Origin of the sequence: Gordonia sp. (in: high G+C Gram-positive bacteria), assembly GCF_012515855.1 — a bacterium.
Taxonomy (GTDB): domain Bacteria; phylum Actinomycetota; class Actinomycetes; order Mycobacteriales; family Mycobacteriaceae; genus Gordonia.
The window spans coordinates 1-26,035 of the sequence record NZ_JAAYXO010000035.1 but is presented as its reverse complement, the minus strand read 5'-3'; the positions used below and the strand labels follow the sequence as shown (position 1 = coordinate 26,035).

The 26,035-nt window shown below is 68.3% G+C and carries 27 protein-coding genes, 3 tRNA genes and 1 pseudogene; 8 read left to right on the top strand and 23 right to left on the bottom strand.

The features are described 5' to 3' along the window. Positions 1-245 (top strand): annotated as a pseudogene (locus GX543_RS02360) (valine dehydrogenase); the annotation flags it as partial. A 91-nt stretch (positions 246-336) separates the two neighbouring features. After that, on the top strand, positions 337-1,242 hold the full coding sequence (gene gluQRS / locus GX543_RS02355; RefSeq protein WP_290849518.1) for a tRNA glutamyl-Q(34) synthetase GluQRS: 906 nt from the start codon (positions 337-339) through the stop codon (positions 1,240-1,242). A 33-nt stretch (positions 1,243-1,275) separates the two neighbouring features. Here the strand turns inward: gluQRS and catC are convergent, their stop codons facing one another. From catC to tgt, 5 genes are all read right to left on the bottom strand, one after another. After that, the gene (gene catC, locus GX543_RS02350; protein ID WP_290849517.1) at positions 1,276-1,560 is read right to left on the bottom strand and encodes a muconolactone Delta-isomerase; all 285 of its coding nucleotides are present in this window, start codon (positions 1,558-1,560) and stop codon (positions 1,276-1,278) included. A gap of 33 nt (positions 1,561-1,593) precedes the next feature. Further along, positions 1,594-2,706: an enolase C-terminal domain-like protein gene (locus tag GX543_RS02345; RefSeq protein ID WP_290849516.1), complete on the bottom strand. Its 1,113-nt coding sequence runs from the start codon at positions 2,704-2,706 to the stop codon at positions 1,594-1,596. A gap of 32 nt (positions 2,707-2,738) precedes the next feature. Then, complete coding sequence (gene catA, locus GX543_RS02340) at positions 2,739-3,614, bottom strand: catechol 1,2-dioxygenase (protein ID WP_290849515.1); 876 nt, start codon at positions 3,612-3,614, stop codon at positions 2,739-2,741. An 87-nt stretch (positions 3,615-3,701) separates the two neighbouring features. Then, on the bottom strand, positions 3,702-5,282 hold the full coding sequence (locus tag GX543_RS02335) for an ATP-binding protein (RefSeq protein ID WP_290849514.1): 1,581 nt from the start codon (positions 5,280-5,282) through the stop codon (positions 3,702-3,704). Positions 5,283-5,395: 113 nt separating this feature from the next. Continuing rightward, positions 5,396-6,643, bottom strand: coding sequence for a tRNA guanosine(34) transglycosylase Tgt (tgt, locus tag GX543_RS02330; RefSeq protein WP_290849513.1), 1,248 nt, complete (start codon positions 6,641-6,643; stop codon positions 5,396-5,398). A gap of 46 nt (positions 6,644-6,689) precedes the next feature. Here tgt and GX543_RS02325 point away from each other — a divergent pair, with 46 nt between their 5' ends. After that, positions 6,690-7,148 (top strand): hypothetical protein, encoded by a 459-nt coding sequence (locus GX543_RS02325; RefSeq protein WP_290849512.1) that lies wholly within the window; start codon positions 6,690-6,692, stop codon positions 7,146-7,148. Here the strand turns inward: GX543_RS02325 and murF are convergent, their stop codons facing one another. Then, positions 7,149-8,465: a UDP-N-acetylmuramoyl-tripeptide--D-alanyl-D-alanine ligase gene (gene murF / locus GX543_RS02320; RefSeq protein WP_290849511.1), complete on the bottom strand. Its 1,317-nt coding sequence runs from the start codon at positions 8,463-8,465 to the stop codon at positions 7,149-7,151. It abuts the gene before it with no gap. Between the two features lie 39 nt (positions 8,466-8,504). On the opposite strand from murF, the gene GX543_RS02315 reads away from it, so the two are divergent. Then, complete coding sequence (locus GX543_RS02315; protein WP_290849510.1) at positions 8,505-9,578, top strand: D-alanine--D-alanine ligase family protein; 1,074 nt, start codon at positions 8,505-8,507, stop codon at positions 9,576-9,578. Between the two features lie 145 nt (positions 9,579-9,723). Here the strand turns inward: GX543_RS02315 and GX543_RS02310 are convergent. The 4 genes from GX543_RS02310 to GX543_RS02295 form a co-directional block, all read right to left on the bottom strand. Beyond that, positions 9,724-9,811: transfer RNA gene (locus GX543_RS02310), tRNA-Ser, on the bottom strand. A 67-nt stretch (positions 9,812-9,878) separates the two neighbouring features. After that, a complete protein-coding gene (locus GX543_RS02305) occupies positions 9,879-10,208 on the bottom strand; it encodes a mannosyltransferase (protein ID WP_290849509.1) in 330 nt (109 codons plus the stop codon). 107 nt (positions 10,209-10,315) lie between these two features. Then, complete coding sequence (locus tag GX543_RS02300) at positions 10,316-10,804, bottom strand: nucleoside deaminase (protein ID WP_290849508.1); 489 nt, start codon at positions 10,802-10,804, stop codon at positions 10,316-10,318. A gap of 8 nt (positions 10,805-10,812) precedes the next feature. Continuing rightward, the gene (locus GX543_RS02295; protein WP_290849507.1) at positions 10,813-11,334 is read right to left on the bottom strand and encodes a tRNA adenosine deaminase-associated protein; all 522 of its coding nucleotides are present in this window, start codon (positions 11,332-11,334) and stop codon (positions 10,813-10,815) included. Positions 11,335-11,403: 69 nt separating this feature from the next. Between GX543_RS02295 and GX543_RS02290 the strand changes: the two genes are divergently transcribed. Further along, positions 11,404-12,357: a prephenate dehydrogenase gene (locus tag GX543_RS02290; protein WP_290849506.1), complete on the top strand. Its 954-nt coding sequence runs from the start codon at positions 11,404-11,406 to the stop codon at positions 12,355-12,357. A 23-nt stretch (positions 12,358-12,380) separates the two neighbouring features. On the opposite strand, the gene GX543_RS02285 is transcribed toward GX543_RS02290, so the two are convergent. From GX543_RS02285 to GX543_RS02270, 4 genes are all read right to left on the bottom strand, one after another. Beyond that, entirely contained in the window at positions 12,381-12,977 is a 597-nt protein-coding gene (locus GX543_RS02285) for a putative glycolipid-binding domain-containing protein (RefSeq protein ID WP_290849505.1), read from the bottom strand. 51 nt (positions 12,978-13,028) lie between these two features. Next, positions 13,029-13,721 (bottom strand): hypothetical protein, encoded by a 693-nt coding sequence (locus GX543_RS02280; protein ID WP_290849504.1) that lies wholly within the window; start codon positions 13,719-13,721, stop codon positions 13,029-13,031. Positions 13,722-13,791: 70 nt separating this feature from the next. Continuing rightward, positions 13,792-14,559 carry a 3-oxoadipate enol-lactonase gene (gene pcaD, locus GX543_RS02275; RefSeq protein ID WP_290849503.1) on the bottom strand — a complete coding sequence of 256 codons (768 nt, stop codon included), beginning with the start codon at positions 14,557-14,559 and terminating at the stop codon, positions 13,792-13,794. Next, a complete protein-coding gene (locus GX543_RS02270) occupies positions 14,556-15,809 on the bottom strand; it encodes an acetyl-CoA C-acetyltransferase (RefSeq protein WP_290849502.1) in 1,254 nt (417 codons plus the stop codon). The genes pcaD and GX543_RS02270 overlap by 4 nt, the downstream gene beginning before the upstream one ends. A 76-nt stretch (positions 15,810-15,885) precedes the next feature. Between GX543_RS02270 and GX543_RS02265 the strand changes: the two genes are divergently transcribed. Beyond that, positions 15,886-16,773 (top strand): LysR substrate-binding domain-containing protein, encoded by an 888-nt coding sequence (locus GX543_RS02265; RefSeq protein ID WP_290849501.1) that lies wholly within the window; start codon positions 15,886-15,888, stop codon positions 16,771-16,773. 134 nt (positions 16,774-16,907) lie between these two features. Here the strand turns inward: GX543_RS02265 and GX543_RS02260 are convergent. Both GX543_RS02260 and GX543_RS02255 read right to left on the bottom strand, forming a co-directional pair. Beyond that, positions 16,908-16,980 (bottom strand) — tRNA-Arg (locus GX543_RS02260). A 57-nt stretch (positions 16,981-17,037) separates the two neighbouring features. Then, a tRNA-Ser gene (locus GX543_RS02255) sits at positions 17,038-17,126 on the bottom strand. Between the two features lie 112 nt (positions 17,127-17,238). On the opposite strand from GX543_RS02255, the gene hisC reads away from it, so the two are divergent. Further along, positions 17,239-18,303, top strand: a complete 1,065-nt coding sequence (hisC, locus tag GX543_RS02250) for a histidinol-phosphate transaminase (protein WP_290849500.1) — start codon at positions 17,239-17,241, stop codon at positions 18,301-18,303. 95 nt (positions 18,304-18,398) lie between these two features. On the opposite strand, the gene GX543_RS02245 is transcribed toward hisC, so the two are convergent. After that, positions 18,399-19,394 carry an alpha/beta hydrolase family protein gene (locus tag GX543_RS02245; RefSeq protein ID WP_290849499.1) on the bottom strand — a complete coding sequence of 332 codons (996 nt, stop codon included), beginning with the start codon at positions 19,392-19,394 and terminating at the stop codon, positions 18,399-18,401. 218 nt (positions 19,395-19,612) lie between these two features. Here GX543_RS02245 and GX543_RS02240 point away from each other — a divergent pair, with 218 nt between their 5' ends. Beyond that, on the top strand, positions 19,613-20,062 hold the full coding sequence (locus GX543_RS02240; RefSeq protein WP_290849498.1) for a thioesterase family protein: 450 nt from the start codon (positions 19,613-19,615) through the stop codon (positions 20,060-20,062). A gap of 17 nt (positions 20,063-20,079) precedes the next feature. Here GX543_RS02240 and GX543_RS02235 read toward each other — a convergent pair whose 3' ends face one another. The 6 genes from GX543_RS02235 to GX543_RS02210 form a co-directional block, all read right to left on the bottom strand. Then, positions 20,080-21,279, bottom strand: a complete 1,200-nt coding sequence (locus tag GX543_RS02235) for a hypothetical protein (RefSeq protein ID WP_290849497.1) — start codon at positions 21,277-21,279, stop codon at positions 20,080-20,082. A 9-nt stretch (positions 21,280-21,288) separates the two neighbouring features. After that, entirely contained in the window at positions 21,289-22,440 is a 1,152-nt protein-coding gene (locus GX543_RS02230) for an acyltransferase (protein WP_290849521.1), read from the bottom strand. After that, positions 22,437-23,048 carry a response regulator transcription factor gene (locus GX543_RS02225; protein WP_290849520.1) on the bottom strand — a complete coding sequence of 204 codons (612 nt, stop codon included), beginning with the start codon at positions 23,046-23,048 and terminating at the stop codon, positions 22,437-22,439. The genes GX543_RS02230 and GX543_RS02225 overlap by 4 nt, the downstream gene beginning before the upstream one ends. A gap of 51 nt (positions 23,049-23,099) precedes the next feature. Then, positions 23,100-24,227, bottom strand: a complete 1,128-nt coding sequence (locus GX543_RS02220) for a sensor histidine kinase (RefSeq protein ID WP_290849496.1) — start codon at positions 24,225-24,227, stop codon at positions 23,100-23,102. 39 nt (positions 24,228-24,266) lie between these two features. Next, on the bottom strand, positions 24,267-25,070 hold the full coding sequence (locus tag GX543_RS02215; RefSeq protein WP_290849519.1) for an ABC transporter permease: 804 nt from the start codon (positions 25,068-25,070) through the stop codon (positions 24,267-24,269). A 51-nt stretch (positions 25,071-25,121) separates the two neighbouring features. After that, positions 25,122-26,035 (bottom strand): ABC transporter ATP-binding protein (locus tag GX543_RS02210; protein WP_290849495.1); only part of this gene is annotated, 914 nt, incomplete at its 5' end.

Sequence of the window (26,035 nt, the reverse complement as noted above, 5' to 3'; positions counted from 1 at the left end):
CTGATGTCGAACAGCTCCTCGGCGACCGCGGGATCGTCTGGGTCCCGGACTACATCGCCAACGCCGGCGGCGTGATCCAGGCGTTCAGTGAGCAGCAGGACTGGACCGTCGAGCAGCTGACGACCAAGGTCGAGGATCTGCGCGACCGCGCTGGACACGTGCTGCAGACCGCCGCGTCCAAGGGCATCACCAGCGGCGACGCAGCTCGCCTGATCGTCGCCGAACGGCTGTCGTCGGCCCGCTGACCGCACGGGGTCCCGGCGCGGACGCACGGGAGCGCGATGGTCGAGGCACATCCCCCGGGACCTCGAATCGGCCGGACACTACGGTGAAGGCATGCCGCCGCTGAACCCGTCCGGTCGCTTCGCGCCGTCGCCGTCGGGCGACCTGCACATCGGGAACCTGCGCACCGCGGTCCTCGCCTGGCTGTTCGCGCGCACCACCGACCGCCATTTCGCGATGCGCATGGAAGACCTCGACCGCGCTCAACCGGGGGCCGACGTCCGTCAGCTGCACGACCTGGCTGCCCTCGGGATCACCTGGGACGAGCCGGTGATCTACCAGTCCGATCGGCGCGAGCACTACCGCACCGTGATCGACGCGATGGTGCGTGCGGGCACGACCTTCGAGTGCTTCTGCACGCGTCGCGAGATCCTCGAGGCCCCCAGTGCTCCGCACGCCCCGCAGGGCGCCTACCCGGGCACCTGTCGGGACCTGACGGAGGCCCAACGCGACGAACGACGAGCCGACCGGCCCGCCGCCATCAGGCTGCGGGCCGAGGCCTCGTCGTTCTCGGTGCACGATGTGCTGCACGGTGAGTTCACCGGCGACGTCGACGACTTCGTCCTCGTCCGCAACGACGGGACCCCCGCGTACAACCTCGCGGTGGTGGTCGACGACGCCGCGTCGGGGATCGACCAGGTGGTCCGGGGCGACGACCTGCTGACCTCCGCACCGCGCCAGGCGTACCTGGCGGCGATGCTCGGTCACCGGCCGCCCGAGTACGCGCACGTCCCGATGGTCCTGAACCGCGACGGCGCGCGTCTCGCCAAGCGCGACGGCGCGGTGACGCTCGCGGATCTGCGCGAGCAGGGCGTGGACTCCGGCGGGGTGCTGTCGATGATCGCGACGTCGTTGCGGATGGCCGACGACGGCGAACGTGTCACCCTCGCAGACCTCACCGACCGGTTCGAGCCGTCGAAGCTCCCCCGCGAGCCGTGGATCTTCGTGCCGCGGGGGTAGCCCCAGAGTCAGGTAGCCCAGAACCCTGAGCCGTCAGGCGTTGATGTCCGACGGGTGCGTCGCCAGCGGAGTCACCTCGCAGGTCATGTACTTGAAGAGCGGAAGCCCCCAGAGCACCTCGTGAAGGCGTTCGTTGTCGGCGACGTCGAAGATCGAGATGTTCGAGTACTCGCCGACGCACCGCCAGATGTGGGCCCACTCCCCGCTGCGCTGCAGTTCCTGACTGTAGGCCTTCTCGCGAGCCAGGGTCTCCTCGCGGACTTGGGGATCGAGGTCGTCGGGGATCGCGACGTCCATTTGCACGGCGTAGAGAGCCATTTCGCTGCGTACCTTCTTCTCGTTCGGTGTGGACTACTTGTCGGTGCGGAAGTGCTGGAGCTTGTCCGGGTCGATCGAGACCCCGATGCCCGGCCCGGTGCGGGCGGCCAGATAGCCGTCGACGATCTCGAGCGGTTCGGTGAGGAGGTCGTCGGACATGTCGAGGAAGTTCGACAATTCGCCGGCCCGCCGGCTCGTCGCCTCGTGCGCCGCGCCGAAGGCGACGGTGCATGCGGTACCGAGTTGTCCGTCGATCTGGTTGCCCATCACCACCTCGACGCCGAGCCCCGTGGCGAGATGCAGGATCTCCTCCGACCCGCTGAACCCGGTGCGCGCCGTCTTGATCGAGATGGCGGTCGCCGAGCCGCCGAGCAGCTCGCGCGTCACCTCCGCCGATGTCGACACCGACTCGTCGGCCACGAACGGCACGCTGCAGCGGTTCACCAACCACCGTCGCCCGAGCACGTCGTCCGCGGGGCAGAGTTCTTCGGCCAAGGTGAGACCGACGTCCGCGAGCTGTTCCAATGCCCGGGCCGACTCCGACGGCGACCAGCCCCGATTGCCGTCGATGTACAGTTCGGCCTTGTCGCCCAGCGTCTGTCGCAGCGCGCGGACCACCTCGACGTCGGCGTCGATCGGACGACGGCCCACCTTCACCTTGAACGTGCTGATTCCGTAGCGGTCACGCATCTTGCCCGCCTCGGCGACCATCACCTCGGGGGTGTCGAAGCCCAGCATGTGACTGACGCGGAGTTTGTCGGTGAACCCGCCGAGCAGGCGGTGGACGGGCATCGACCAGGCTTGACCGATAATGTCCCACAGCGCCATGTCGATCGCCGCCTTCGCGACCGGATTGCCGACGGTGCGATGCATCCGTTGACGGATCAGGTCGCGACGGTCGGCGTCGACGCCGACGATCTGCGGGGCGAAGAGTGACTCGATCACCGCGATGACACCGGCTTGGGTCTCGCCGTAGGTGAACGGGCGCGGCGGGGCATCCGCCGACCCGATCAGCCCGCCCTTCGTGTGGACACGGATCAACACATGCTGGGCATGCGTGATCTCTCCCGACGCGAAGCGCAGCGGCTTCCGGTACCGAATGGAGTACGGAATCGCCTCGACGGCGGTGATTTCGAGGTCACTCATGGTTCTTCCTGCTGCTTTTCCGGGTCTTCCTGCTACTTTTCCGGGTCGAGAACGAAGTCGTAATCGGTCACGAAGCCCTCGCCGGCCGGGTTCTCCTTCGGGTCGAGCATCAGTTCCGGCTTCACGGCCGACGCGATGTCGTCGTCATTGTGCGGGTCGCCCGGGAAGTACAGCTGGGTGGTGATGAGCTCGTAGCCCGGAGCCGACACCTTGAAGTGCAGGTGGGCCGGACGCCAGGCGTGCCAGCCTGCGGCGGCGATCAACTGACCGCACGCGCCCTCGGTCGGGATCTGGTAGGGCGCGGGACGCAGGGTGTTGATCTCGAAGCGACCGTCATCGTTCGCCGACCAGGTGCCGCGGAGGTTCCACTCGGGCAGGCCGGGTGCGAACTGCGAGTAGAAGCCCAGGTCGTCGGCGTGCCAGAGCTCGACCTTCGCACCCGACAGTGGTCGGCCGTCCACCGCGCGCACCTGTCCCTGGAAGACCAGCGGGGTACCGGGCTCGTCGTCGCGCATCGGGATGGTGCCGTTCCATCCCATGTCGGGGGCGTCGGGAATGTAGTACGGGCCTTCGATGGTGCCCTTGCTGCCCTCGCGGTGCTCGCTGGCGACCTCTTCGACCGAGTGCTCGAGCCACACGTCGAGGAACAGCGGCCACTCACCGTCTTCGCCGACCTTGATCAGCCATGCCTTGAGAGCGTTGTACTCCTCGTAACTCACCTTCTCTTCGAGCACGATGTCGTTGATCGACTTGATGACCTTGGAGGCGAGGTGGTCGACGCGCGCGGTGTCGACGACTCCCGAGCGGCCCGCTGCGGCGGCCATCCGCTCGCGGAATTGAGCCGACGCGTTGGCGCCGGAGTCGGCGGCCTTGGCGGTGACCTCTGCGGAGAAGCTGGTGTCAGTCATTGGGGGTTCCTTCCCTGGAGGGATTGTGGTTTTCACCGACTCGGGGCTGTCGGGTGGTGAAAGTCTGTGGGTCGTCGCTCGTCCGGGTCATCGCTCGTCCCGCGGGACGAATCGCAGACCGCGGAACACCGCGCTGCTGGCGAAGACCTCGGGCCCCAGCGGCACACCGCGATGCGCCGCCATCCGCAGGGCGAGTCGCAGCAGCATCTTGATGTCGCGCGGGGTGATCTCGGGGAATCCGGCGACGAGCTCGTCGAGCAGCTCGTCACCGAGGTCGATCTGGTTGCCCTCGGCCAGGATCTGCCAGATCCGGCGTGCCGAATCCGGGTCCGGCACGTGGTACTCGATGACCGCGGCACAGCGCGCGAGGATCGCCTCGTCGACACCGTCGATTCGGTTGGTGGTGAGGAACAGCAGGCCGTCGTAGTACTCGAGGGTCCGTAAGAACTCCGCGACGATGGCGTTCTGACTCATGTCGAACCCGCGCTCGGCGACGAAGACGTCGGCTTCGTCGAGCAGCAGCACCGCTTCCCAGCGCTTGGCACGGTCGAAGATGACCTCGAGGTTCTTCCGCACCAGTTCCGGGGTGATGCCCAGTGATCCGGAGTGAATCGAGTACAGCGGACGGCCGATGACCTCGGCGTACACCTCCGCGGTGAGCGTCTTGCCCACGCCCGGGCGACCCTTCGCGAGGATGACGTTGCCCGCCGACTTGCCGTCGATGATGTCGCCGGTGAACACCGAGATGTCGGTGGTCAGGATGTCGAGGAGCTCGCCGTGCTCGGGCGGAAGGACCAGCTTGTCCTGCAGGTCGCGGTCGTAGCGGTACGGCTCGAGGTCGCCGGTGTCGACGTCGAGGAAGTCTTGGGCCGCGAGGTCGAAGACCCGTACCGCGGTGATCACCGGAACCGGCCCGAAGTCCCCTGCGGGCCACAGCGCCGACGCGGCGACACCGCGCAGCGGCGCGATCTCGTCGGGAGCGACGTCGTGGACCACCTTTCGGTCCGTACGCGCGTTGGGCGAGCGGTAGTCGTCGGTGCGCAGCGCGCGGCCGGTGAAGGTGTACTGCCGTCCGAAACCGTCGTCGATGATGGTTTGGAACGCGGCTCTTCGTGCGAGGTACTCGGCACGAAGAGCCGCCGTCTCTTTGTAGGCGCCGCCTGCGGTGAGAATGTCCGCCGGCGTCTTGCCGACCACTTCGGTCTCGTCGAAGTAGAGGACGCGCGGCGCGCGCGAGGGCCGCTTGACCGTCGGGTTGTCGGCCTCGGTGGTGATCTTGATCCGAGCACCACGTGTGCGATCGGCATGCTCCATGACGATCGTGGTCACCAGATACGGATGCAGGTAGCCGTCCGACTCGCGGACGTAGAGCCAGCCGTCGATCATTCCCTGCTGCAGGAAGGTCCGTAGGATCTCGACCCCGGCGTCGATGTGCGGCACCGGCGCGAAGTCGCCGTCGCGCGCGGCGCGGACGGCCGATACGGCACGAGCGAAGCTGTGCTCGCCGGTCTGGTCTGCGGTCGACGCGAGGTCGGCGAGGGCCTGATCGGTGAGGTCGCGCTCAGCGACAGCCATCTCGGCCGACCGCCAGCCCTGGGCCTGCATACGCGCAGGCTCCAGATCCACGGAGGTCGTGGCGAGAACCACGGCCGTGGGCGCAACAAGCATTTCCTCATACCTCCGTCGTCAAACAGTGCGTTGCGGATCACACTATCGACGAGACTTGGAATAGGAAATTACTTAATTAGCCTCGATTAGGACTTTTTGAATATAGAAATGGATCAACGGCTACCGGCGTAGTACCGAGCCATGAACTCGTCGCGGTACTCGAAGTAGTTTCCGTCCTCGATCGCCTTGCGCGCGCGATCCACCAGCGTCACCGTGAACGAGAGATTGTGCAGGGTCGCCAAGGTGGACGCCAGCCCCTCCTTCGCCTTGAACAGGTGGTGCAGGTAGGCCCTGCTGTACTGGGTGGAGTAGTTGTCGAGTTCGTCGTCGAGCGGACGGAAGTCGTTCCGGAACTTGGCGTTGGTGATGTTGTAGCGGCCGTCGAAGGAGTAGATGGCGCCGTTGCGCGCCACCCGCGTCGGCGACACGCAGTCGAAGGTGTCGGCGCCGTTCTCGATGGCGGTGAAGATGTCGTCGGGCTCGCTGATCCCGAGCAGGTGCCGGGGCGAGTCGTCAGGCAGTTCGTCGGTGACCCAGCCGACGATCGTGCCGAGGTTCGCCTTCTCCAGGGCGCCACCGATGCCGTATCCGCCGAAGCCCTTACCGCCGTTCTCGCGGTCGATCCGACTCAGCTCCACCAGGTCGCGGGTCGCCTTGCGCCGCAGGTCCTCGTACTGCGCACCCTGCACGACGCCCCACAGCGCCTGCTGCGGCCGGTGCGACCGCTCCTGCGACAGCCGGTTGTGTTCGGCCAGGCAGCGGATGGCCCACTGGCGGGTCCGCTCCAGCGAGGTCTCCTGGTAACCGCGGGTGTTCATCAGCGTGGTGAGTTCGTCGAACGCGAAGATGATGTCGGCGCCGAGCCGATGCTGGATCTGCATCGAGATCTCCGGCGTGAACCGATGCTTGGTGCCGTCGAGGTGCGACTTGAAGGTGACGCCGTCGTCGTCGACGTTGGCCAGTCGCTCCTTGCCCTCGGCGATCTTGTGGTCGTCCTGCGGACCCACCGCGTCCATCGAGATGACCTTCTTGAAGCCCACCCCGAGGGACATGACCTGGAACCCGCCGCTGTCGGTGTACGTCGGGCCCCGCCAGTTCATGAAGCGACCGAGCCCGCCTGCCTGATCGATGATCTCGGGGCCCGGCTGCAGGTAGAGGTGGTAGGCGTTCGCCAGGACCGCCTGCGCGCCCAGGGCTTCGACCGACTCCGGAACAACGGTCTTGACCGTCGCCTTGGTCCCCACCGGAACAAAGGCGGGCGTCTGGATCTCGCCGTGCGGAGTGGTGATGGTGCCGGTACGACCGGCGGTGCCCTCGAGGGTCGCACGCGGTGCGAAGTGGCTGGATGTCACGGACGTCATTGTCCCAGTTCTGCGCGGAAGCACTCAAATTCGTTAGCGTTGTCCCATGACTCGCACGATGAAACTGGCCGCAACCACCTTGTTCGGCATCTCCCTCGCGTTCGCAGCCACCGCCTGCGGTTCCGAGAACGAGGCGCCGTCCGACCCGAACACGCCCGCGACCTCCGCGCAGGCGCCGTCCGGTAACAGCAGCGTGCCGGTGGTCGCGGGACCGAAGCCCCGCAGCGGCACCACGTCGGCTGCGTCGACCGTCGAGGGCACCTCCGAGGACGGCAACAAGACCTGCGGCGCCACCAAGGGCCCGGACGGCGCCCTCTACATCCACGTCGTCCAGGGCGACGTCAGCTGTGACACCGCCAAGACCATCGCGAACGAGTACGGTCCGCTGATCGCTACCGGCAAGGCCCAGACCGTCTCCGGTTGGGACTGCGGCCCCGCCACCAACCCGGGCGAGCTCGCGCGCTGCAGCAAGGGCAGCCAGGCGTTCTCGCTGATGGTCCAGTAATCAGCCCAGGGCGTCGGCCACACGCTCCAGCGCGGCGACGCGGCTTCCCTTGATGAGGACGGCGTCGCCGCTGCGCAGTCCGGAGAGCGCGTCGACGGCGCCGTCGATCCCGGTGACATGCGTGACGCCGTCGCCGTAGGCCGGTTCGTCGACGGCGATCACCCTCACGCCCAGGCCGAGCGCCTGCTGCGCGACGTCGCGGTGCGCGGCGTCGCTGTCGGCGCCGAGTTCGGCCATCGTGCCGAGCACGGCGAACCGTCGGCCGGCGTCGGTGCGCGCGAGCGCCGAGAGGCCGGCGGCCATCGACGTGGGATTGGCGTTGTAGGCGTCGTTGATCACGATGACGCCGCCCGCGGTGGTGCTCATCTCCATGCGGAGGCCCGACAGGTCGGCCACCAGCAGACCCTGAGCGATCTTCTCGATCGGCACGCCGACCCCACCGCCTGCCGCGGCGGCAGCGAGGGCGTTGCCCACCTGATGCTCACCGCGGGCGCCGAGCCGCACGGCCGTGCTGCCCCACGGGCTGTGCAGGGTGAAGGCGGCGCGCAGCTGATCGTCGAGCACGATCTCGGTGGCCCGCACGTCCGCGTTCTCGGCGACGCCGTAGGTGAGGACGCGCGCCGAGGTCCGCGAGGCCATCGCGGCGACCACCGGGTGGTCGGCGTTGAGCACGGCGAGGCCGTCCGCCGGGAGCGCCTCCACCAGCTCGCCCTTGGCCTTGGCGACGTCGTCGAGGCTGCCGAACATCTCCAGGTGCACCGCCTCGACCCGGGTCAAGACTCCCACTGTCGGCGACGCGATGGAGCACAGCTGCGCGATGTGTCCGACACCGCGCGCGCCCATCTCCAGCACCACGGCCTCGGTGTCGTCGGGGGCGCCCAACAGCGTCAGCGGCAGGCCGAGCTCGTTGTTGAACGACTTCTCGCTCGCCGCGGTGCGGAACGTGGTCGCGAGCACGCCTGCCAGCAGATCCTTGGTGGAGGTCTTGCCCACCGACCCGGTGACGCCGACGACGCTGCCCGGCAGCCCGGCACGCACGTGGCGCCCCAGATCTGCCAGCGCCTCAGCGGTGTCGGCCACCTGAACCGCCGTCGCCGCGACCGCGGGATCGGGCGCTCGATCGGTCAGATATGCGGGCGCTCCCGCGGCGACCGCGGACGCGATGAAGTCGTGGCCGTCGCGCTCGGCGACGATCGGCACGAACAGCTGGCCGGGCCGGGCCGACCGCGAGTCGATGCTCGCGGAATCGACCGTGACATCCGGTCCGTGGAGGGTTCCGCCCGTCGCGGCGGCTATCTGGCTTGCAAGGAGATGCACGGCAAACAACGCTACAAGCAAGCACGTATCGTTGCACCCATGAGCACCCCCCTCATCCGGCTCGTTGTCCTCTACGGCGGCGTCTCGGCCGAACATGATGTGTCCCGAGTGAGCGCCGCGCACGTGCTGGCCGCCGCTGATCGTTCGAAGTACCAACTGATTCCGGTCGGCATCAGCAAGCGCGGAGAGTGGCACCGCAATGACGCGATCGCCGAGGCCCTCACGGCGGGCGTCGAGCTCCCGAACAGCCTCGACATCTCCGGGCCGGTGGTCAATCCGCTCGACGTCCTGCGCGGCGACAACGAAGCCCTGACCGTCGTCTTCCCCCTCCTGCACGGTCCGCACGGCGAGGACGGGACCGTCCAGGGCATGCTCGAGCTCTTCAAGCTCCCGTACGTCGGCTGCGGCGTGCTGTCGTCGTCGCTGTGCATGGACAAGGCGATGGCCAAGGAGGTCGCCGCCCGAGCGGGCGTTCCGCAATGCAAGTGGCTCACCTTCCGCGACGGTGTCGACGACGCCCGCCAGATCCTCACCGACACCGTCGATCAGCTGGGGCTGCCGGTGTTCGTCAAGCCGGCCAACATGGGCTCGTCGGTCGGTGTCAGTCACGCCGAGACGGTCGCCGAACTCGATGCCGCGATCAACTTCGCACTGCGGTACGACGACGTCGTCGTCATCGAGGAGACGGTGGTCGGGCGAGAGATCGAGGTGGCCGTCCTCGGCAACACCGCACCCGACGCCTCACTCCCCGGCGAGGTGAAGCCCGGCAGCGATTTCTACGACTACGAGGACAAGTACGTCACCGGCAACGCCGAGTTGATGATTCCCGCGCCGCTCTCCGACGAGGCGATCGCGCAGGTGCGCGAGTTCGCCGCCGACGCCTTCGTCGCCCTGCGCTGCGCCGGGATGGCCCGCGTCGACTTCTTCTACGAGGAGAACGGCCGCGGCTGGCTGCTGAACGAGATCAACACGATTCCGGGCTTCACCCCGGCGTCGATGTATCCGAAGATGTGGGAGGCCACCGGCATCTCGTACCCCGACCTCATCGACCGCCTGGTGACCCTGGCGATCGAGGTTCACCGTCGCCGGAGCTCGTTCTCGATCGACCACTGAGCTTCCGTCAGAAACCTCAAGAGTGTGCCTTGTGACCACCAGGTGGTCACAAGGCACACTCTTGTTTACGGACCCCTTGTTGCGGATCACCTGGTCAGGCAATTGGAAAAGGCCCTGACCTGCATCTGCAGGTCAGGGCCCTCGGCGGTGGCGGGGGGATTTGAACCCCCGGTGCGGGGTTACCGCACGCAGCATTTCGAGTGCTGTACCTTCGGCCGCTCGGACACGCCACCGCGGAAAACTGTACCGCAGTGGGTCACCAGCACGAAATCGGCAGGTCAGCGCCCATTTCGGTCGGGTTCAGCGGCCGGGCAGTTTGGCCGCGAGCTCATCGAGTTTCGACTTGGCCGCCTCCACCGCGCTGACGACCTGCTCATTGGTCGCGACCTCGTGCAGCTTGCCCTTCGCGGTCTCGACGGCACCGACGACGTGCTCGTTGGTCGCGACCTCGTGGAATTTGTCCTTCGCGGTGTCGACCGCACCGGTGACGTGCTCATTGCTCGCGATTTCGGTGAGCTTGGTCTTCGCTGTCTCGACCGCGCTGGTGACCTGCTCGCTGGTGGCGAACTCGTCGACCTTCCGCGCGAAGGTGTCGACGACCTCGCTGATCTTGTCCATCGGATCCGACATGGTGCTTCCCCAATTCCGCAGAGTCTGGGCAGACGGCGTCTGCACCCTCGAATCTGCCACAGGAAGCACGCCTCGGCGAGGGGCCGGACCAGATCTCCGGGGAGAGTTCAGGGATGACCCCGACGGCCGGCGAAGAAGTCACGCACCAGCGCGGCGCATTCGGCCTCTCGGACGCCGGCCAGCACCTCTGGTCGATGAACCTGCCGGACGTCGCGCAACACGTCCCACAGCGAGCCGACGGCTCCGGTCTTGGGCTCCCACGCGCCGAACACCACGCGGGACACCCGCGCCAGGCCGATGGCGCCCGCGCACATGGTGCACGGTTCCACGGTGACCACCAGTGTGCAGTCCGACAGCCGCCAGCCGTCGCCATGGACGGCGGTCGCGGCACGCAACGCCAGGATCTCGGCGTGCGCGGTGGGATCGCCGTCGGCTTCACGTCGATTGCCAGCCCGGGCGAGCTCTGTGCCGTCGGGACCGAACACCGCGGCGCCGATCGGCACATCGTCGGAGGGCGCACTCCGCGCGGCGTCGAGGGCGACGGCCATCATCGCATCGGCGACGCGATCCACCTCTCCCCGATCCGGGCGCGTCATGGCCTGCGTCAGCGGCCGAGCTTGTCGAGCACCGCCGAGAGCTCGTCGCCGAAGCCCATGCGGGCGGCGATCATGCCGATCTGCTCGTCGGCGTAGAGGTCGGTGTCGCCGACGATGATGCTCAGCACCGCGTCGGGCAGACCGAGGTCGGAGAGGATCGCGAGATCGCCCTCCTCCCACGGGTCGACGTCGTCGATGTCGTCGGGATCGAGGTCCGGGATGTCGATGTGCAGCGCGTCGAGCACGTCGACAGCGATGTCGTAGTCCACTGACGCCGTCGCGTCCGACAGCAGCAGCTGGGCGCCTGCGGGGGCCGGACGAATGATGATGAAGAACTCGTCGTCGACGTTGAGGATGCCGAAGGTCGCGCTGGCGGAGCGCAGCTCGCGGAGCTGAAGTTCTGCGTCGTCGAGGCTGTCGAGGGCCGACGGCTTCAGCTCCGTGACCTTCCATCCGGTCTCCTCGCGGACAACCGCCACCGCAAAACCGTCGACATCGTCGTAATCGCTCTGCGCACCAGGCTTGGCCATGTCCGCCACGGTAGCCGGTATTCCGGACTCTCCCAAGTCGAATGAGCGTCGATGTGCCACGCTGAATCCGTGCCTGCTGCAGCTTCTCGTCCCGTATGCGTCCTCGGCCTCGGCCTGATCGGCGGATCCCTCCTCCGCCGACTCGCCGACTCCGGCATTTCGGCCTTCGGTTACAACCGCTCGGCCGCGACCGTCGACGCCGCCGTCGCCGACGGATACGCCGCGTCGAGCGACCTCGATGTCACCCTCCGGCGCGCCGCCGAAGCCGATGCGACCGTGGTGCTGGCGACGCCGTTCACCGCACTCGAAGCGATGGTCGTCGCGGTGCGCGACACCGCGCCCGACTGCCTGCTGACCGATGTGGTGAGCGTGAAGGAGGAGGTGGCCGAGTTGATCGAGCGCGTCCACCCGAACGGCCGCTACGTCGGCGGCCACCCGATGGCGGGTACCGCGCAGTCCGGTTGGGCGGCCACCGACCCGACCCTCTTCGAGGGCGCGATGTGGATGGTGACCACGCACGACGACACTGACGCCGACGACTGGCTCACTGTCGCCCGGATGGCCCGAGCGGCAGGCGCGTACGTGGTCCCGGCCGCCAACGACGCCCACGACCGCGCCGCCGCGGCGATCTCGCACAACCCCCATCTGACGGCTGCGGTCACCGCGACGGTCGGCGCGGGCGAGAGCGACCTGGCACTGCGACTCGCGGCAGGCAGCTTCCGCGACGGCACCCGGGTCGCGGGCACCGCCCCCGAGTTGCAGCGCGCCATGCTCGAAGCGAACTCGATCGCGCTGCTCAACACGCTGAGCGAGACCATCGACCGGCTGATCGCCGCGCGCAACGCCCTCCGCGACACGGGCAGCGTCGCGGTGCTGGTGGACGACGGACACCGCGCCCGCGCCAAGTACGAGGCGATCGCGGGCGCCGAGCCCGAGCCGATCACCGACGTTCGGATCGGCGACCCGGACTGGCAGCAGGAGCTACGTCGTCAGGCACACCGAGCCAGGGTCTGGATGGCCTGAGATCCCGGTGGCGGGGCTCGACCCTAGATCAGGCGGGCGATTCCCGGGTAGTCGCGGACGATGCCCGCCTCGTCGACCGTCAGATCGGTGACGCCGTCGGGTCCGGTGACCCGCACCTGACCGTCGCCGAGATCCTCGTAGCTCATCGACACCGAGTCGATCGCGCAGTCGGGAAGTTGCAGAGTGACGACGCTGAGGTCGTCGCGACGACCGCCGTCGGCGATCCCGAACCGGCGGATCGGCAGGCCCTTGAAGAAGGGTGAGAGGGCGAGGTCGATGGTCTCGGCGCCGTCGAAGTCGCTGCGGACCGTGCTGGTCGGCGTCTGCACCATCCAGCGGCCGTCCATGTCGCGGCTGATGTCGAGCGAGCTCTCGCCACCCGCACGGATCAGGCGCACCGACAATCGGCGGGTGATGCCCGCGTCGCTGGTGACGAGTTCGTACGACGCGGAGTACGCCTCGCAGCCGTCCGTGGCTGCGGCGACGATGCGCCCATAGGCGCGCACCCGGGCGCCGCTGAGGTTGAGCCTGACCTGTTCGAGGCGGTCACCGGCAGCGTTACGCCAGGTGAGCATCGCTTTCACGCCGGCATCGGCCGACGACGAGTCGAAGGTGTTCACGGTGACCACGGTAGTCGGAATCAACCGTCGGCACACCACGCCGGTGGCGTGTCAGCTCTCGAACTGGCAGGTGAGCATGCCGGTGGGCGTCGGGCCTGTCGATTCCTCGGCCACCACCTTGCCGTCGACGGTGATGGAACAGCTGGCGGGCTCGTCGCCCGCGAGAATCACGGTGACTCGCAGCAATTGGCGCTGGCTCCCGCGGATGGTCCGCTTCCACGTGCCCTTCGAGTTCTGCTCGAGCCGTACTCGCGTGCCCTGGACGAACAGGATCGTCGCCGGCCCGGAGTCGACCTCGTAGACGACGGTCGCCGGCCCGCTTCCCGGCGCGGGGTCGTCCGCTTCGGGGTCGCGGGGAACCGACGACTCGGGCTGCTCTGGAAGCTGCTGCAAGTACGGATCGTCGGTGGGTTGGCTCGCAGGCGGATTCGCACGATCGACCGGGGCCTCGTCCGAATCCCCGAGGAACGCGATACCCAGCGCGACGGTGAGCACCAGCACGACCACCGCGGCGAGTCCGATCGCCAGATTGCGGCGGTTCTCGGGCGGAGGTGGAGCGACGACCGGTGCGGGCGGCTCCGGCGGTGCCGCCGTCACCAGCTGCGGACCGGCGAGTGCCCGCTCGCGATCTTCGTAGGTGAACATCGGCGCACCGGTGTCGCTGTAGCCGAGCGGCGGGTACGACTGCCCGGCGGCGAGCGGCGGCCGATAACCCGGCGACTGCTGCGATGACCGGTTCACCACGACTCCTCCCGAACGACTCTCGACCTCGATGGTGCCAGAATCGCCCGCGGTCGTGCGCAGTCAGGCCCGCTCAGCCGCGCAGATGGTCGATCAGCGCCGGGGTCACGATCTGTGGTTGCTGCGCGTTGGCCAGGTGCGCGGCGTCGGGCACCACCAGCAGTGTTCCGTCGGCCACCGCGTCGGCGATCGCGGCCAGCATGTCCGGACCGGTCGCTGCGTCGTCGGCGCCCGCGATGGCGAGCGTCGGCGCGGTGATCGACGGCAGGTCGGCCACCTGATCCATCGCGGCGATGGCTTCGCAGCAACCCGCGTAACCCTCGTCGGGCGTCGAGGCGACCATCGCCTCGTAGTACTGCTTCCGCTCCGGGTTCGCATCGAGGTAGCCGGGCGCGAACCAGCGGCTGACCACGGCGTCGGCAATCGAGGCGATCCCGTTGGCGCGGACCGTCGCGGCACGGTCGGTCCAGTTCGACGCCGGGCCGAGCACCGCGGCGGTGCACAACAGCCCGAGACGGTTCACCCGATCCGGATTGCGCACGCCCAGGCGCATAGCCGTCATACCGCCGAGCGAGAGTCCGACGATGTGGGCGCGTTCGAGCCCGAACCGGTCGAGCAACGCGATCACGTCGTCGGCGAGGTCGTCGATCGAGTACGGCCCCGCGGGCGCCGGGCTCTCGCCGTGGCCTCGGGTGTCATAGCGGATCACGTAGAAGTGCTCGGCGAGGTCGGCCACCTGCGCGTCCCACATGCGGTGGGTGGAGCCGAGCGAGTTCGAGAGCACCACCGCGGGGTTGGTCGGATCGCCCGCCACCACCGCGTGGACGTCGACCGCGCTCATCGGACGGCCTCGAAGATGCCCGCGAGGCCCTGACCGCCACCGATACACATGGTGACCAGTATGTTCTTGGCCTGTCGTCGGCGCGCCTCGTGCGCGGCCGTCACGACGAGTCGGGCGCCGGTCGCACCGATCGGGTGCCCCAGCGAGATGCCCGAGCCGTTCGGGTTCAGCCGTTCGTCGTCGGCGTCGATCCCCCATTCCGCCAGCACCGCGAGCACCTGAGCGGCGAACGCCTCGTTGAGCTCGATGAGGTCGAGGTCGTCGAGCGTCAGGCCCGCCCGGCTCAGCGCCTTGGCTGTGGCACCGACGGGGCCGATGCCCATTTCGGACGGCTCACAGCCGGTGACCGCCCACGACCGCAGCGCGAGCATCGGGTCCAGGCCGCGCCGCTCGGCGTCGGCGAGCGTGGTCACGACCACCATCGCGGCACCGTCGTTCTGACCGGAGGCGTTGCCCGCGGTGACGGTGGAGTCGGGGTCGAGCTTGCGTCGCACCGCCCGCAGCTTGCCGAGTGATTCGACGGTGGTTCCGGGCCGCGGATGCTCGTCGGTGTCGACGACGACGTCCGGACCACGACGACCGCCCGGGACCGTCACCGGAACGATCTCGTCGGCGAAGCGGCCCGCCTCGATGGCCGCGAGCGCACGGCGGTGCGATTCGGCGGCCAGCCGGTCCTGCGCTTCCCGGGACAGTCCATACTTGGCGCGCAGGTTCTCGGCGGTCTCGATCATGCCGCCGGCGACGGGGTGCGACTCGCCTCCCGCGGTCAGTCGGCCGCGATCGAGGCGGTCGCGAAGCTCTACGCCACCCTGTCCGACACCGGTGCGGAGACCGAGCGCATAGTGCTCGACGTTCGACATCGACTCGGCGCCGCCTGCGACGACGAGATCGGCGCCTCCGCTGGCGATGTGCGCCGCGCCGGTCAGGATCGCCTGCAGTCCGGAGCCGCAGCGACGGTCCATCTGAGTGCCCGGGACACCGATGCCGAGTCCGGCGTCGAGCGCCGCGATCCGGCCGAGCGCGGGCGACTCGCCGTTGGCGTAGCCCTGCCCGAAGATCACGTCGTCGATGTCGTTCTCGCCGAGTCCGGTCCGCGCGGCGAGTTCACCCAGAAGACCGGTGGCCAGCTGATTGACAGTGACCGCCGCCAGCGCGCCGCCCATCCTGCCGACCGGCGTTCGCAGCGGCGAGCAGACGACGATGTCGCTGCCCGCACGCCCTCTGGACGTTGTCGAGTCACCCTGTGCCATGCCTCCACAGTAGAAACCCGAATCCATACCCGGAAGTACATATTTTGCCAAGACTGAAACCAGTACAGTATCAATCGTGGAACTTCGTCACCTCCGGTACTTCCGCGTCGTCGCTGAGGAACTGCATTTCCGTCGCGCGGCCGAGCGACTCAACATCGCGCAGCCGCCGCTCTCGGCGCAGATCAAGCAACTGGAGGCCGAGCTCGGCGTCCAACTACTGCTGCGCTCCACCCGACAGGTGGAACTCACCGCCGCCGGAGCGGTGTACCTCGAGCGAGTCCGCGAGATCCTCGACGCGGTCGACACGGCGGGCTACCAGGCCAAGCGAGTGGCCGACGGTGTGCAGGGATCGCTCGCCATCGGCTGCGTCGGATCGGCCACCTATTCCCTGTTCCCCCGATTCGTCCGCACCCTGCGCGAAGAACTCCCCGGCATCGACGTGAGCGTCCGCGGCGAGATGTTGGTCCCCGACCAGGTGGCCGCGCTCGAAGCCGGCGAGATCGACCTCGCCCTGCTGCGACCACCGGTCACGAGCTCGCGCGTGGTGGTCGAGACGATGCGCAGCGACCGCTTGTTCGCGCTGGTTCCGGACAGTCATCGGGTCGCCGAGCGCACGCACGTCAGGGTCGAGTCGTTGCGCCACGACGAGTTCGTCGTACACCCGGGCCTCGACCGGTCGACGTTGAACCGGCTCGTGGTGGAGTTGTGCGCGGAGGCGGGTTTTGTTCCACGGATCCGCCACGAGGTGGCCGAGACGTCGACGCTCGTCACCCTGGTGGCTGCCGGGCTCGGCGTGGCGATCGTCCCCGAACCCACTGCGGCCCTGGCCATCGCAGGCGCCAGCTACGTGCCGTTAGAGCCAGAGACATCCGTCGACCTCGCCGCGGCCTGGGTCCCCGACCGGACGTCGCCGCTCGTGGAACGCGCCGTCCGCCTGCTGCGCGAGATCACGGTCGCCTCCTGACCGATGTGCGCACGCGTCTGGCCGGATCGGCTGAAACTTTGGCGTTCGAAACGGGCCCCCAGCCCGTTTCGAACGCCAAAGTTTTGACCCACGCAAAACGCGGGTCAGAAATATCTGACCCGCGTTGTGCAGAGTGCGCCCGTAGGGATTCGAACCCCAAACCTTCTGATCCGTAGTCAGATGCTCTATCCGTTGAGCTACGGGCGCGTAGTGGATCTTACGATCCGCACATCTTCAGTTATACCGGGAACGAGTCCCAGTCGGCGGAGACGAGAGGATTTGAACCTCCGGTTCCATTTTCATAGAACAACTCATTAGCAGTGAGTCCCATTCGGCCGCTCTGGCACGTCTCCCTGGTGGAGTCCTTTTCGACCGCCGGGGCAAAACATTACACAGCAGCGGCCTCAGTTCGCAAATCCATCGGCTACCGGCACCTCATCCGCAGGTCAGACGTACATTTGAGGGGTGAGCATGCGAATCCGACCCGACCTGGACAACCTGCCCGTCTACGTTCCCGGCAAGAACTTCCCCGGCGCGATCAAGCTCGCGAGCAATGAGGTGACCGACCCTCCGCTCCCGAGCGTCACCCGCGCCGTCGCCGAGGCTGCGGCGGCCGCCAACCGCTACCCCGACAACGGGATGGTGGAACTCACCGACGAGCTCGCCAAGAACCTCGGCGTCACACCCGCGGAGGTTCAGCTGGGCTGCGGCTCGGTGATCCTCTGTCAGAACCTGATCACCGTGACCGCACGTCCGGGCGACGAGGTGCTGTTCGGCTGGCGTTCGTTCGAGATGTATCCGGTGGCCACACAGGTCGCCGGTGCGACACCCGTCCAGGTACCGCTGACGGGCGACGCCGTGCACGACCTCGAGGCGATGGCCGCGGCAGTCACCGACCGCACCCGCCTGATCTTCGTCTGCAACCCGAACAATCCGACGGGCACCGTGGTCCAGGCGCAGGCCCTCCGCGCATTCCTTGAGGCCGTCCCGTCGGACATCGTGGTCGCGCTCGACGAGGCCTATTTCGAGTACATGCGACTGTCGGAGCCGTACGCGTACAACGCCCTGGAGTTGCGCCGCGAGTTCGCGAACGTGGTGGTGCTCCGCACCTTCTCGAAGGCCTACGGGCTCGCGGGACTGCGCGTCGGGTACGCCGTCGGCGATCCGGAGGTCATCGCCGCCCTGAACAAGGTCCACGTGCCGTTCACGGTCAGCAGCGTAGCCCAGGCCGCCGCCGTCGCCTCCCTGCGAGCGCAGGACGAACTGATGGCCCGCACCGACGCCGTCGTCGCCGAACGCGACCGGGTGACCGCACGACTGCGCGAACTCGGGTTCTCCACGCCCGACTCGCAGGCCAACTTCGTCTGGCTGATGCTGGGCGACGACGCCGTCGAGTTCGCGACGGCGTGCGCAGAGGCAGGCGTGATCGTCCGACCGTTCGCGGGCGACGGCGTCCGCGTCACCGTGACCCACGCCGCCGAGAACAACGCCTTCTTGACCTTCGCCGCCCAGTGGGCCGCGACGCGGTGAGAAAGCCACACTGACACCGCTGGGAACGGCACGGACCAACAAGAACGGCGCGAAGCCCCGCAGGGTCGTCGCGCCGTTCTCGTCAGCGTCTGCGGCTACAGAGCGGGAGCGATCGCGTCCCAGGCCTTAGGCAGGTCCTGCTTCCAGTAGGTCCACGAATGGGTGCCGATCAACCGGAAGCCCGACGTGAACGGAATGTTCTTCGACTGCAGCAGCGCCGCGAACTCCAGCGAGCAGCGGTTGGCGCCGACCTCGAGGCCGGACCCGGCCGCGATCTGCATGTCTTCCGGACCGTCCTTCGGGTCGCGCTTCGCAGTGAGATCCATCGGACCGACAGCCCCGGATCCCGAGGAGATGAAGAGCGCCTTGCCTCGCAGACTGTCGAGCCGGTACGACGGATCGTGCGCCTTCCAGTTCTTAGACCCGGGCGCGCCCCACATGTTGTTCGGATCGGCGCCGCCCTTGGCGACGGTCGCGCGCACATACGCCTCATTGGCCTGCCCCGACACCGGCGGACATCCACTCATCGACGCCGCGCCGCGATACAGGTCCGGATGGCGCGACAGCAGCGCGAACGCCGACTGGCCGCCCATCGACAGCCCCATCACGGCATTGCTTCCCGAGCCGTTGAACTTGGCGTCGATCAGCGGCGGCAGCTCGTCGGCTAGGAAAGTCTCCCACTGAGGCTTGCCGAGCTTCTTGTCCTTGCGAATCCAGTTCGTGTAAAAACTGCCCGCACCACCGGCCGGGAGAACCAGGTTCACGTTCTTCCCCGCGAAGAAGCGCTCCGCGCCGCCCTTGGTGAGCCAGTCGCTGACCTCCTCGCCGCCGTCGGCGCCGTCGAGCAGGTAGACGGTCGGCCGAGGCGCATCGCCACTGGGCGACAGCACGGTGACCGGCACGGGGTCTTCCATCGACGGGGTCTTGATCGTGAGGTCGACGCGGTGGACGCTGCGGACTTCCTCGGCCACCACGCGGGCGCCTCGCGGTGCCGCTCCGACGGGGGCGTGCACCGTCGCCGCAAGCATGCCGACGGCCGCCACGACCGCTCCGACGCGCACCGTTCGCCGCGTACTCTGTTTAGACCACATGGCCGCCAAGGATAAGCCCTAAACCTGAGCTGTGGATGAACTGGCCGGTAACAATTTCGTTGCCGCCGGATTACCGAGCAAATCGCCAGGTCACACGTTCGGGAAAGTGGAATTCGGGCCACAACTCGAACTTGAGAAATGTCACACACGTAACGTCAGCACCTCTGGTGGCACGACGACGGCGGGTTCCGAGGGTCATCCGACATTAGACTCGGCCCATGGTCTCCCACCCCGACGGTCGCCTCGACCGTCGCTACGCATTCGTCTCCGACGTGCCCGTCCGATGGTCGGACATGGACGCTTTCGGGCACATCAATCACGCCCGAATGGTGACCCTGATGGAGGAGTCGCGCATCCAGTGGCTGCTGAGCGCGGGCGAGGCCTACGCGCCGCTGATCAAGAGCGCGATGATCGTCCACGTCGACATCCGCTACCAGTCCCAGCTGCGACACGAGGACTCGCCGCTGCGCGTCGGGATGTGGATCAAGAACTTCCGATCGGTGGACTTCACCATCGGCTACGAGATCTTCGGCGCCGCCGCCGACGACGACGCGCGTCCCGCATGCGTAGCCAGCACGCAGATGGCCGTCGTGGACATCGAGAAGCACAGCCTGCGGCGCCTCACCGACGACGAGAAGGGCTACCTCCGCGCCTGGAGCCGGGAGTAGACGACCACGGGACCGCCCTACGGCGTGTACTTGTCCGGCAGTTCCATCGGCGCGCCCCCGAGCTGGGCGATATTGCCCTGCAGCACGTCACGGTAGATCCGGAGCTGCTCCTCGCCGCTGCGCACCTGCTGCGACAGCCGGCGCGAGTGATCGGCGGACAGTTCCCGATCGCCCGACCGCGACAGCAGGTGATCGATGCGGGCGTCGATGGTGGTGGCACGATCGAACTCGTTGAGCAGCCGCAGCTCCACCGCCGCCGACTCCACCGTTCCGCAGATCTCGACCAGCGCGTGCACGCGGTCGATCAACTCGCTCCACACCGGACGCAAGGCCTCCTCGCGCTCGGCGAGGTGGGCGACGAATCCCTTGTCGAAGCCGCCGTTCGCTCGCGCGCGGTCGAGGTCGACGCGCAGCGCGCGCAAGGCCACGATGTCCGACGAGATCTCGGCGAGCTCGGCATGCAGGTTCACCTGCACCCGCTGCATGTCGAAGTGGTCCGACAACCACGCCGGATTGTTCCGGATCCGTTCGTAGTAGTGGCCCGCGACGTAGAGCAGTGCCTCGTAACCGTCGGCGAACACCGATCCACGCGACGAGTCGACCGTGGTCGGCGCGGTGCCGAAGACTTCGTCGGCCCAGTGCTCCACTTGCCTGCGGCCGGCCCGGCCCGCGACCTTGTCGACCACGCCCGCCACCTTGTCGACCGCGTCGGTGCCCGACCAGCGCGCGCCGGAGGTCGACAGGTTCGCGACCGGCGTGTACAGCAGTCCGGCGAACAGCTGTTCGCGTTCCTCGATCTCCAGGTAGACGTTCTCACGACGCTCGCGCCGGATGGCGCGCATCCCCGACGGGAACACGCCCTTGCCGTTGACGACGACGCGACGAGCATCGTCGCGCCTGCGGGTGAGTCCGTTGAGTCTCGACCGGATGATCGGCACCACGAAGCCCGGCAGCATGGTCGACGTCAGTTTGCGCTCGGCGTGCAGGATGCCGCGCTGCACACGCCGGACCTCGCTGAATCCCTGCTGCGGGACGGGCATCGGCAGGCCCTGCGAGATGCGTCGGACGACGGTGGCCCGGGCGGTCGGCGCGAGATAGCCGGCAGCGATGAGGATGCTGGCGGTGTCGGACAGCTCCACCGGCTGTCCCGGCACGCGAGCATCGGTGGTCCACTGCCGGAGGTCGGCTGCCGACACGGCACGCTGCGGTGAGGTCATGGCGCAATCTTACCTGCGGGTTCGGAAATCCCGCCGTGGAGAAACTCGCCACAGCGGTGCGGTGATGCGATGCAGCACCCAGGCGACGGGCACGCTGATCGCACTGGTCACCAGGAACGCCGCCGCCGTGGATCCGGTGAACACCGAGTACCCGAGCAGGTCCATCACGAACTCGAGGACCATCACGTGGACCAGGAAGAACTCGTACGAGATCTCACCGAGCCACACCATCGGGCGGCTGCCGCAGAACCGCGACCACCAGTCGTCCGCCGTTCCCGCGTCGCGCCCGATCGCCAGCGGCGCGATCAATCCCACGGCCACCACCAGGTACAGCGTGTGCTTGACGAGCGCCGCTCCCGTCTCGAGGGGGACGATCGTCGGCTCCCCGGCGATCGCGCCGCCGCTGATCACGAACGCGATCACCGCCGCCCCGACGCTCGGCAGCGCGGGCCAGCTCGTCACCAGCCGCGCCAGCACCGCGAGGATCATCCCGCCGACGAACCAACTGGCGAAGGCAGGCGGCCAGAGTCGCGCGGTGAAGTCGATGCCCGCGCTGCCGTGTGTCACCACGGTCCAGATCGGCGAGATCAGCAGGAGTGCGCCGAGACAGACCAGCAGCAGGTCGGGCCGCCAACGCCCCCGGCAGGCGAGGTGCGCGATGAGCCACGCGACCGCGGGCAGCGCGACGTAGTACGCCACTTCGGCGGCCATGCTCCACATCTGGGTGAGGCCGGTGTGCAGGTGACCCAGGCCGTAGACCTGCGTGAACGTGAGGTTCCGGAGCAGGCCCGACCAGCCCTGACCGAACTCCGAAGTATCGGTTCGGAACAGGAAGATCACATAGACCGCGATCACCGTGAGCCAGTACGCCGGGAGAATGCGCCGCGCCCGATGCCAGGCGTACCGGCCCAGCGGCGGGTACTTCGCCGGTGCGTCGGCGCGAGCATCGTGCAGCGCGCGCACCCACGGTGAGAACAGCAGGAATCCCGACAGCACGAAGAACAGGGCGACGCCGACCTCGAAGCGCGACAGCAGGCGGCCGAGGTAGTCGTCGGTGTAGTGACCGGTCCAGTACGCGGCGTGCGTCAGGCAGACGCCGAGGGCCGCGACGGTGCGAATACCGGTCAGCGCGGGGACGCGCCCGGTGGCGCGCGGCGTCAGATCCAGCCCCGTTCACGCGCGATGAGGGCGGCCTCGGCCCGGGTGGCGGCTCCGGTCTTGCCGATGGCCGACGACAGATGATTGCGTACCGTCCCCACCGAGAGGTGCACCTGCCCGGCAATGGTCGCGACGGTGGCGCCCGACAGCGCCGCCGCCAGGACCTCCGATTCGCGCGGGGTCAGCGGGTTGTCGCCGCACGCCAGACTCTCGGTGGCGAGGGTCGGATCCACCACGCGCAGACCGGCGTGGACGCGGCGCACCGCGTCGGCGAGCTCGGCCGCAGGCGTGTCTTTGACGACGAATCCCGACGCTCCGGCGTCGATCGCTCGTCGCAGGTACCCGGGCCGACCGAAGGTCGTGACCACCAGCGACCGCACCCCGGTCAGCTCCCGTGACACCTGCGCCGCGGCGGCGATGCCGTCGATGCCGGGCATCTCGATGTCGAGCAGGCACACCTGGGCGCCACTGGCCCGTGCCGACGCCACCACCTCGTCGCCGCGTCCCACCTGAGCGACGACCTCCAGATCGGGCTCCAGATCGAGCAGTGCGGCCAGGGCCCCGCGCACCAGCGCTTGGTCGTCGGCCAGCAGCAGCTTGATCGTCTCCACGGTTCCCCTCTCGCTCACTGAAGATACCCGCGGCCCCGGGTGCGACGACCGCTACGGCTCGACCGTGGCGACGACCGTCGTGCCGTCGGGCCCCGAGTCGACCGTCAGTCGGCCGCCCGCCGCCTCCACTCGTTCGGCGAGCCCGCGGAGCCCGTTCCCGAAAGTCAGCAGCGGCGAGCCGCAGCCGTCGTCGACGACGGCGATCGCCTCCGGCGTCAAGGTGACCTCGCAACGCGTGGCGCCGCTGTGCCGCACGACGTTGGTGACGGCCTCGCGCAGCACCCACGCGAACAGGGTGGCGTCGGGGCCCGCCCCGTCGGCCGGATCGGGCAGTCGGGCATCGATTCCCGCGGCAGTCAACGCACTGGTCGCCGCGGCGACCACACTCGGCAGCTCAGGGGTCCGCAGCGCTCCCACGGTGGTCCGGACCTCCGACAGTGCGTCCCGTGCCAGCGCGTTGAGCTCGGCGATCTCAGACTTGGCGCGTTCGGGGTCGAGGTCCACGAGCCGCCCGGCCAGCTCGGACTTGACGGTGATGACGGTGAGCGAGTGTCCCAGGATGTCGTGGACGTCGCGAGCGACGCGTTCGCGTTCCGCCACCACGGCGAGCCGCGCGTTCAGGTCCTGCTGCTGCTTCTCGGCGCGGTCGCGCTCACGTTCGCCGTCCAGCATCAGTCGCGAGAAGCCCATCGAGATTCCCACGACCACCATCACCACCAGGAAGCCGGCGTCGATCTCCCACCCGAAGATCTCGGGCACGACGATCACCGAGGCGATGATCACGACGATCGCGCCCAGCGCGTACCGACTCCGCCACGGCGCCGCGAAGGCCACCACCGCCATCAGATAGGGCGCCACCGCGAACGCGTCTGTGTGGATGACCGCCACCAGCGCGATCGCGATCAGCACCAGCACTGCGATGGCGAGGTTGACCAGCCGAGGGTTCGTCCGCGCGCCGCATCCGGCACCGCCCGCGTCGTCGAACATCGCGTAGACGCAGAGCAGCAGGTACACGATGACGTGGACGGCGATCAACGCCAGCGCGCCGGCCTTGACGGCCCGCCCGGTGTCGGCGGTGACCACTGCGATGATCGGGTAGGCCATGAACAGGAGCCAGACCGCCCCGAAGAGCCAGCGCCCGCTCCGCCACGGAGAGGAGGGAGCGGGCGCTGCGGTCATCGGTTCCTCCAAGGGTCTGCCACCTCTATGTCTGTGGATCTACTGCCTGCGGGTGCTGCGGTTGTAGCAGTAGCTTGCCGCAACCGCGAACGTCGCGGCCCAGAAGACGACGTTGGCGATGATGACCCAGAGCTCCACCTGCTCGTCGTACACGGTGACGCCGCCGTCGAGCGGATAGCGCGCCAGGGAGACCACGCCGAACATCGGGGTGAACTCGGAGATCCGCAGCATCGTGCCGCTCAGCGGCACGAAGACATTGCCTGCGAACGCCAGCAACGCGAGCACCCCGCCAAGCGCCTGCATGGCACCGTCGGACTTCAGGACGCTGCCCAGGGCGAGCCCGAGCGCGGCGAAGGCGGCCGACCCCAACCAGGCCAGCAGGAAGCAGAGGACCCAGACGCCGGCGTCGGCGCGGGCGCCGGAGAGCGCGCCGACCGCCGCCAGCAGCACCACCGGCAGCGCACTCATCGAGAGTGCGAGAGTCACCTTGCTCGCGACATACCCGGCGGGCCGGAGCGGGGTCATCATCAGGGTGCGGGTCCACCCCGCCTGCTGCTCGATGGAGACGGCCGCGGCGTTCGACGCCGCCGCGAGCACCGCGCCGTACAGTGCCATGCCGATGAGCACGTAGAAGGCGACGTTGCCGCTGCCGACGGACTCTGTGCTGTCCTGGGTGGCGCCGAAGACCAGGTACAGGAGAGCGGGCATCGCGATGGTGAAGATCATCGCGCGCCGATTCCGGAATACGCGGCGGATGTCGTTGCGCAGGTAGACGGTGGATGCGTTGCCGACTGCCGAGCGCGGCTCGACGGTTGCGGTTGCGGTTGCGGTTGCGGTCGAGATCATGACTGATTCCTTCACGGGATGATTTCGGGACGAGGCTTAGGGGACGTCTCAGGCGTCCGTGGTGAGCGCGACGAACGCGTCCTCGAGATTGCGGCCGGCGATCTCGACGTCTCGCGCAGGCGTGCCGACCAGCAGGTGTCGGGCGAGGGCGTCGGAATCGGGGAGCAAGAGGTACAGGCGACCACCGCGCCGCTCGGTGACCCGGAGGGTGGGGAAGGTCCGGCGCAGCGCCGGAACCTCGTCGTCGTCGAGCACCGCGGAGACCACCCGGTCGCTCGCGCGAGTGCGGATCTCGGCGGTGGAACCGTCGGCCACCACTCGGCCGTGGGCCATCATCACGATGCGGTCGGCGAACGCGTCGGCTTCCTCCAGATAGTGGGTGGCGAACAGGACCGTGCGACCGCGCTGCGCATCCGATCGCATGGCGGCCCAGAACGCACGACGCGATTCCACGTCCATGCCCGCGGTGGGTTCGTCGAGCACGATCAGGTCCGGATCGGGCAGCAGCGCCAGCGCGAACTTCAGTCGTTGCTGCTCCCCGCCGGAGCAGCGGGAGACCTTCCGGCCGCCGAGATCGGCGATGTCGGCTCGGCGCATCACCTCCGGGACGTCGGCGGTACGCCCGTGCAATGCCGCGACCACCCGCACCGTCTCGGCGACGGTGAAGTCGTCGAGGAGGCCTCCGGTCTGCATGACCGCGGCGATCCGGCCGCCGCGGGCCGCGTCGCGCGGTCGGCCGCCGAACACCTCCGCACGACCGGAGTCGGGTTCGGTGAGGCCGAGGATCAGGTCGATGGTGGTCGTCTTTCCGGCGCCGTTGGGTCCGAGGAAGGCCACCACCTCCCCCGGTTGAATCTGCAGGCAGAGCCCGTCGACGGCCCGGACCGCGGCCCCTTTCCCGGAACGGAAGTCCTTGGTGAGGCCCACCAGCGAGACGGCCGGGGCCGCCGGGTCGGTGCGCG

Bases quoted from the DNA above. Each gene is read 5' to 3' on its own strand.
- gluQRS (WP_290849518.1), top strand. From the start codon at position 337: ATGCCGCCGCTGAACCCGTCCGGTCGCTTCGCGCCGTCGCCGTCGGGC.
- catC (WP_290849517.1), bottom strand. From the start codon at position 1,560: ATGGCTCTCTACGCCGTGCAAATGGACGTCGCGATCCCCGACGACCTC.
- GX543_RS02345 (WP_290849516.1), bottom strand. From the start codon at position 2,706: ATGAGTGACCTCGAAATCACCGCCGTCGAGGCGATTCCGTACTCCATT.
- catA (WP_290849515.1), bottom strand. From the start codon at position 3,614: ATGACTGACACCAGCTTCTCCGCAGAGGTCACCGCCAAGGCCGCCGAC.
- GX543_RS02335 (WP_290849514.1), bottom strand. From the start codon at position 5,282: ATGCTTGTTGCGCCCACGGCCGTGGTTCTCGCCACGACCTCCGTGGAT.
- tgt (WP_290849513.1), bottom strand. From the start codon at position 6,643: ATGACGTCCGTGACATCCAGCCACTTCGCACCGCGTGCGACCCTCGAG.
- GX543_RS02325 (WP_290849512.1), top strand. From the start codon at position 6,690: ATGACTCGCACGATGAAACTGGCCGCAACCACCTTGTTCGGCATCTCC.
- GX543_RS02315 (WP_290849510.1), top strand. From the start codon at position 8,505: ATGAGCACCCCCCTCATCCGGCTCGTTGTCCTCTACGGCGGCGTCTCG.
- GX543_RS02305 (WP_290849509.1), bottom strand. From the start codon at position 10,208: ATGTCGGATCCGATGGACAAGATCAGCGAGGTCGTCGACACCTTCGCG.
- GX543_RS02300 (WP_290849508.1), bottom strand. From the start codon at position 10,804: ATGACGCGCCCGGATCGGGGAGAGGTGGATCGCGTCGCCGATGCGATG.
- GX543_RS02295 (WP_290849507.1), bottom strand. From the start codon at position 11,334: ATGGCCAAGCCTGGTGCGCAGAGCGATTACGACGATGTCGACGGTTTT.
- pcaD (WP_290849503.1), bottom strand. From the start codon at position 14,559: ATGAGCGCGGTCGACGTCCACGCGGTGGTGGCGGGCGATCCGACCAAC.
- GX543_RS02270 (WP_290849502.1), bottom strand. From the start codon at position 15,809: ATGGCACAGGGTGACTCGACAACGTCCAGAGGGCGTGCGGGCAGCGAC.
- GX543_RS02245 (WP_290849499.1), bottom strand. From the start codon at position 19,394: ATGTGGTCTAAACAGAGTACGCGGCGAACGGTGCGCGTCGGAGCGGTC.
- GX543_RS02240 (WP_290849498.1), top strand. From the start codon at position 19,613: ATGGTCTCCCACCCCGACGGTCGCCTCGACCGTCGCTACGCATTCGTC.
- GX543_RS02235 (WP_290849497.1), bottom strand. From the start codon at position 21,279: ATGACCTCACCGCAGCGTGCCGTGTCGGCAGCCGACCTCCGGCAGTGG.
- GX543_RS02220 (WP_290849496.1), bottom strand. From the start codon at position 24,227: ATGACCGCAGCGCCCGCTCCCTCCTCTCCGTGGCGGAGCGGGCGCTGG.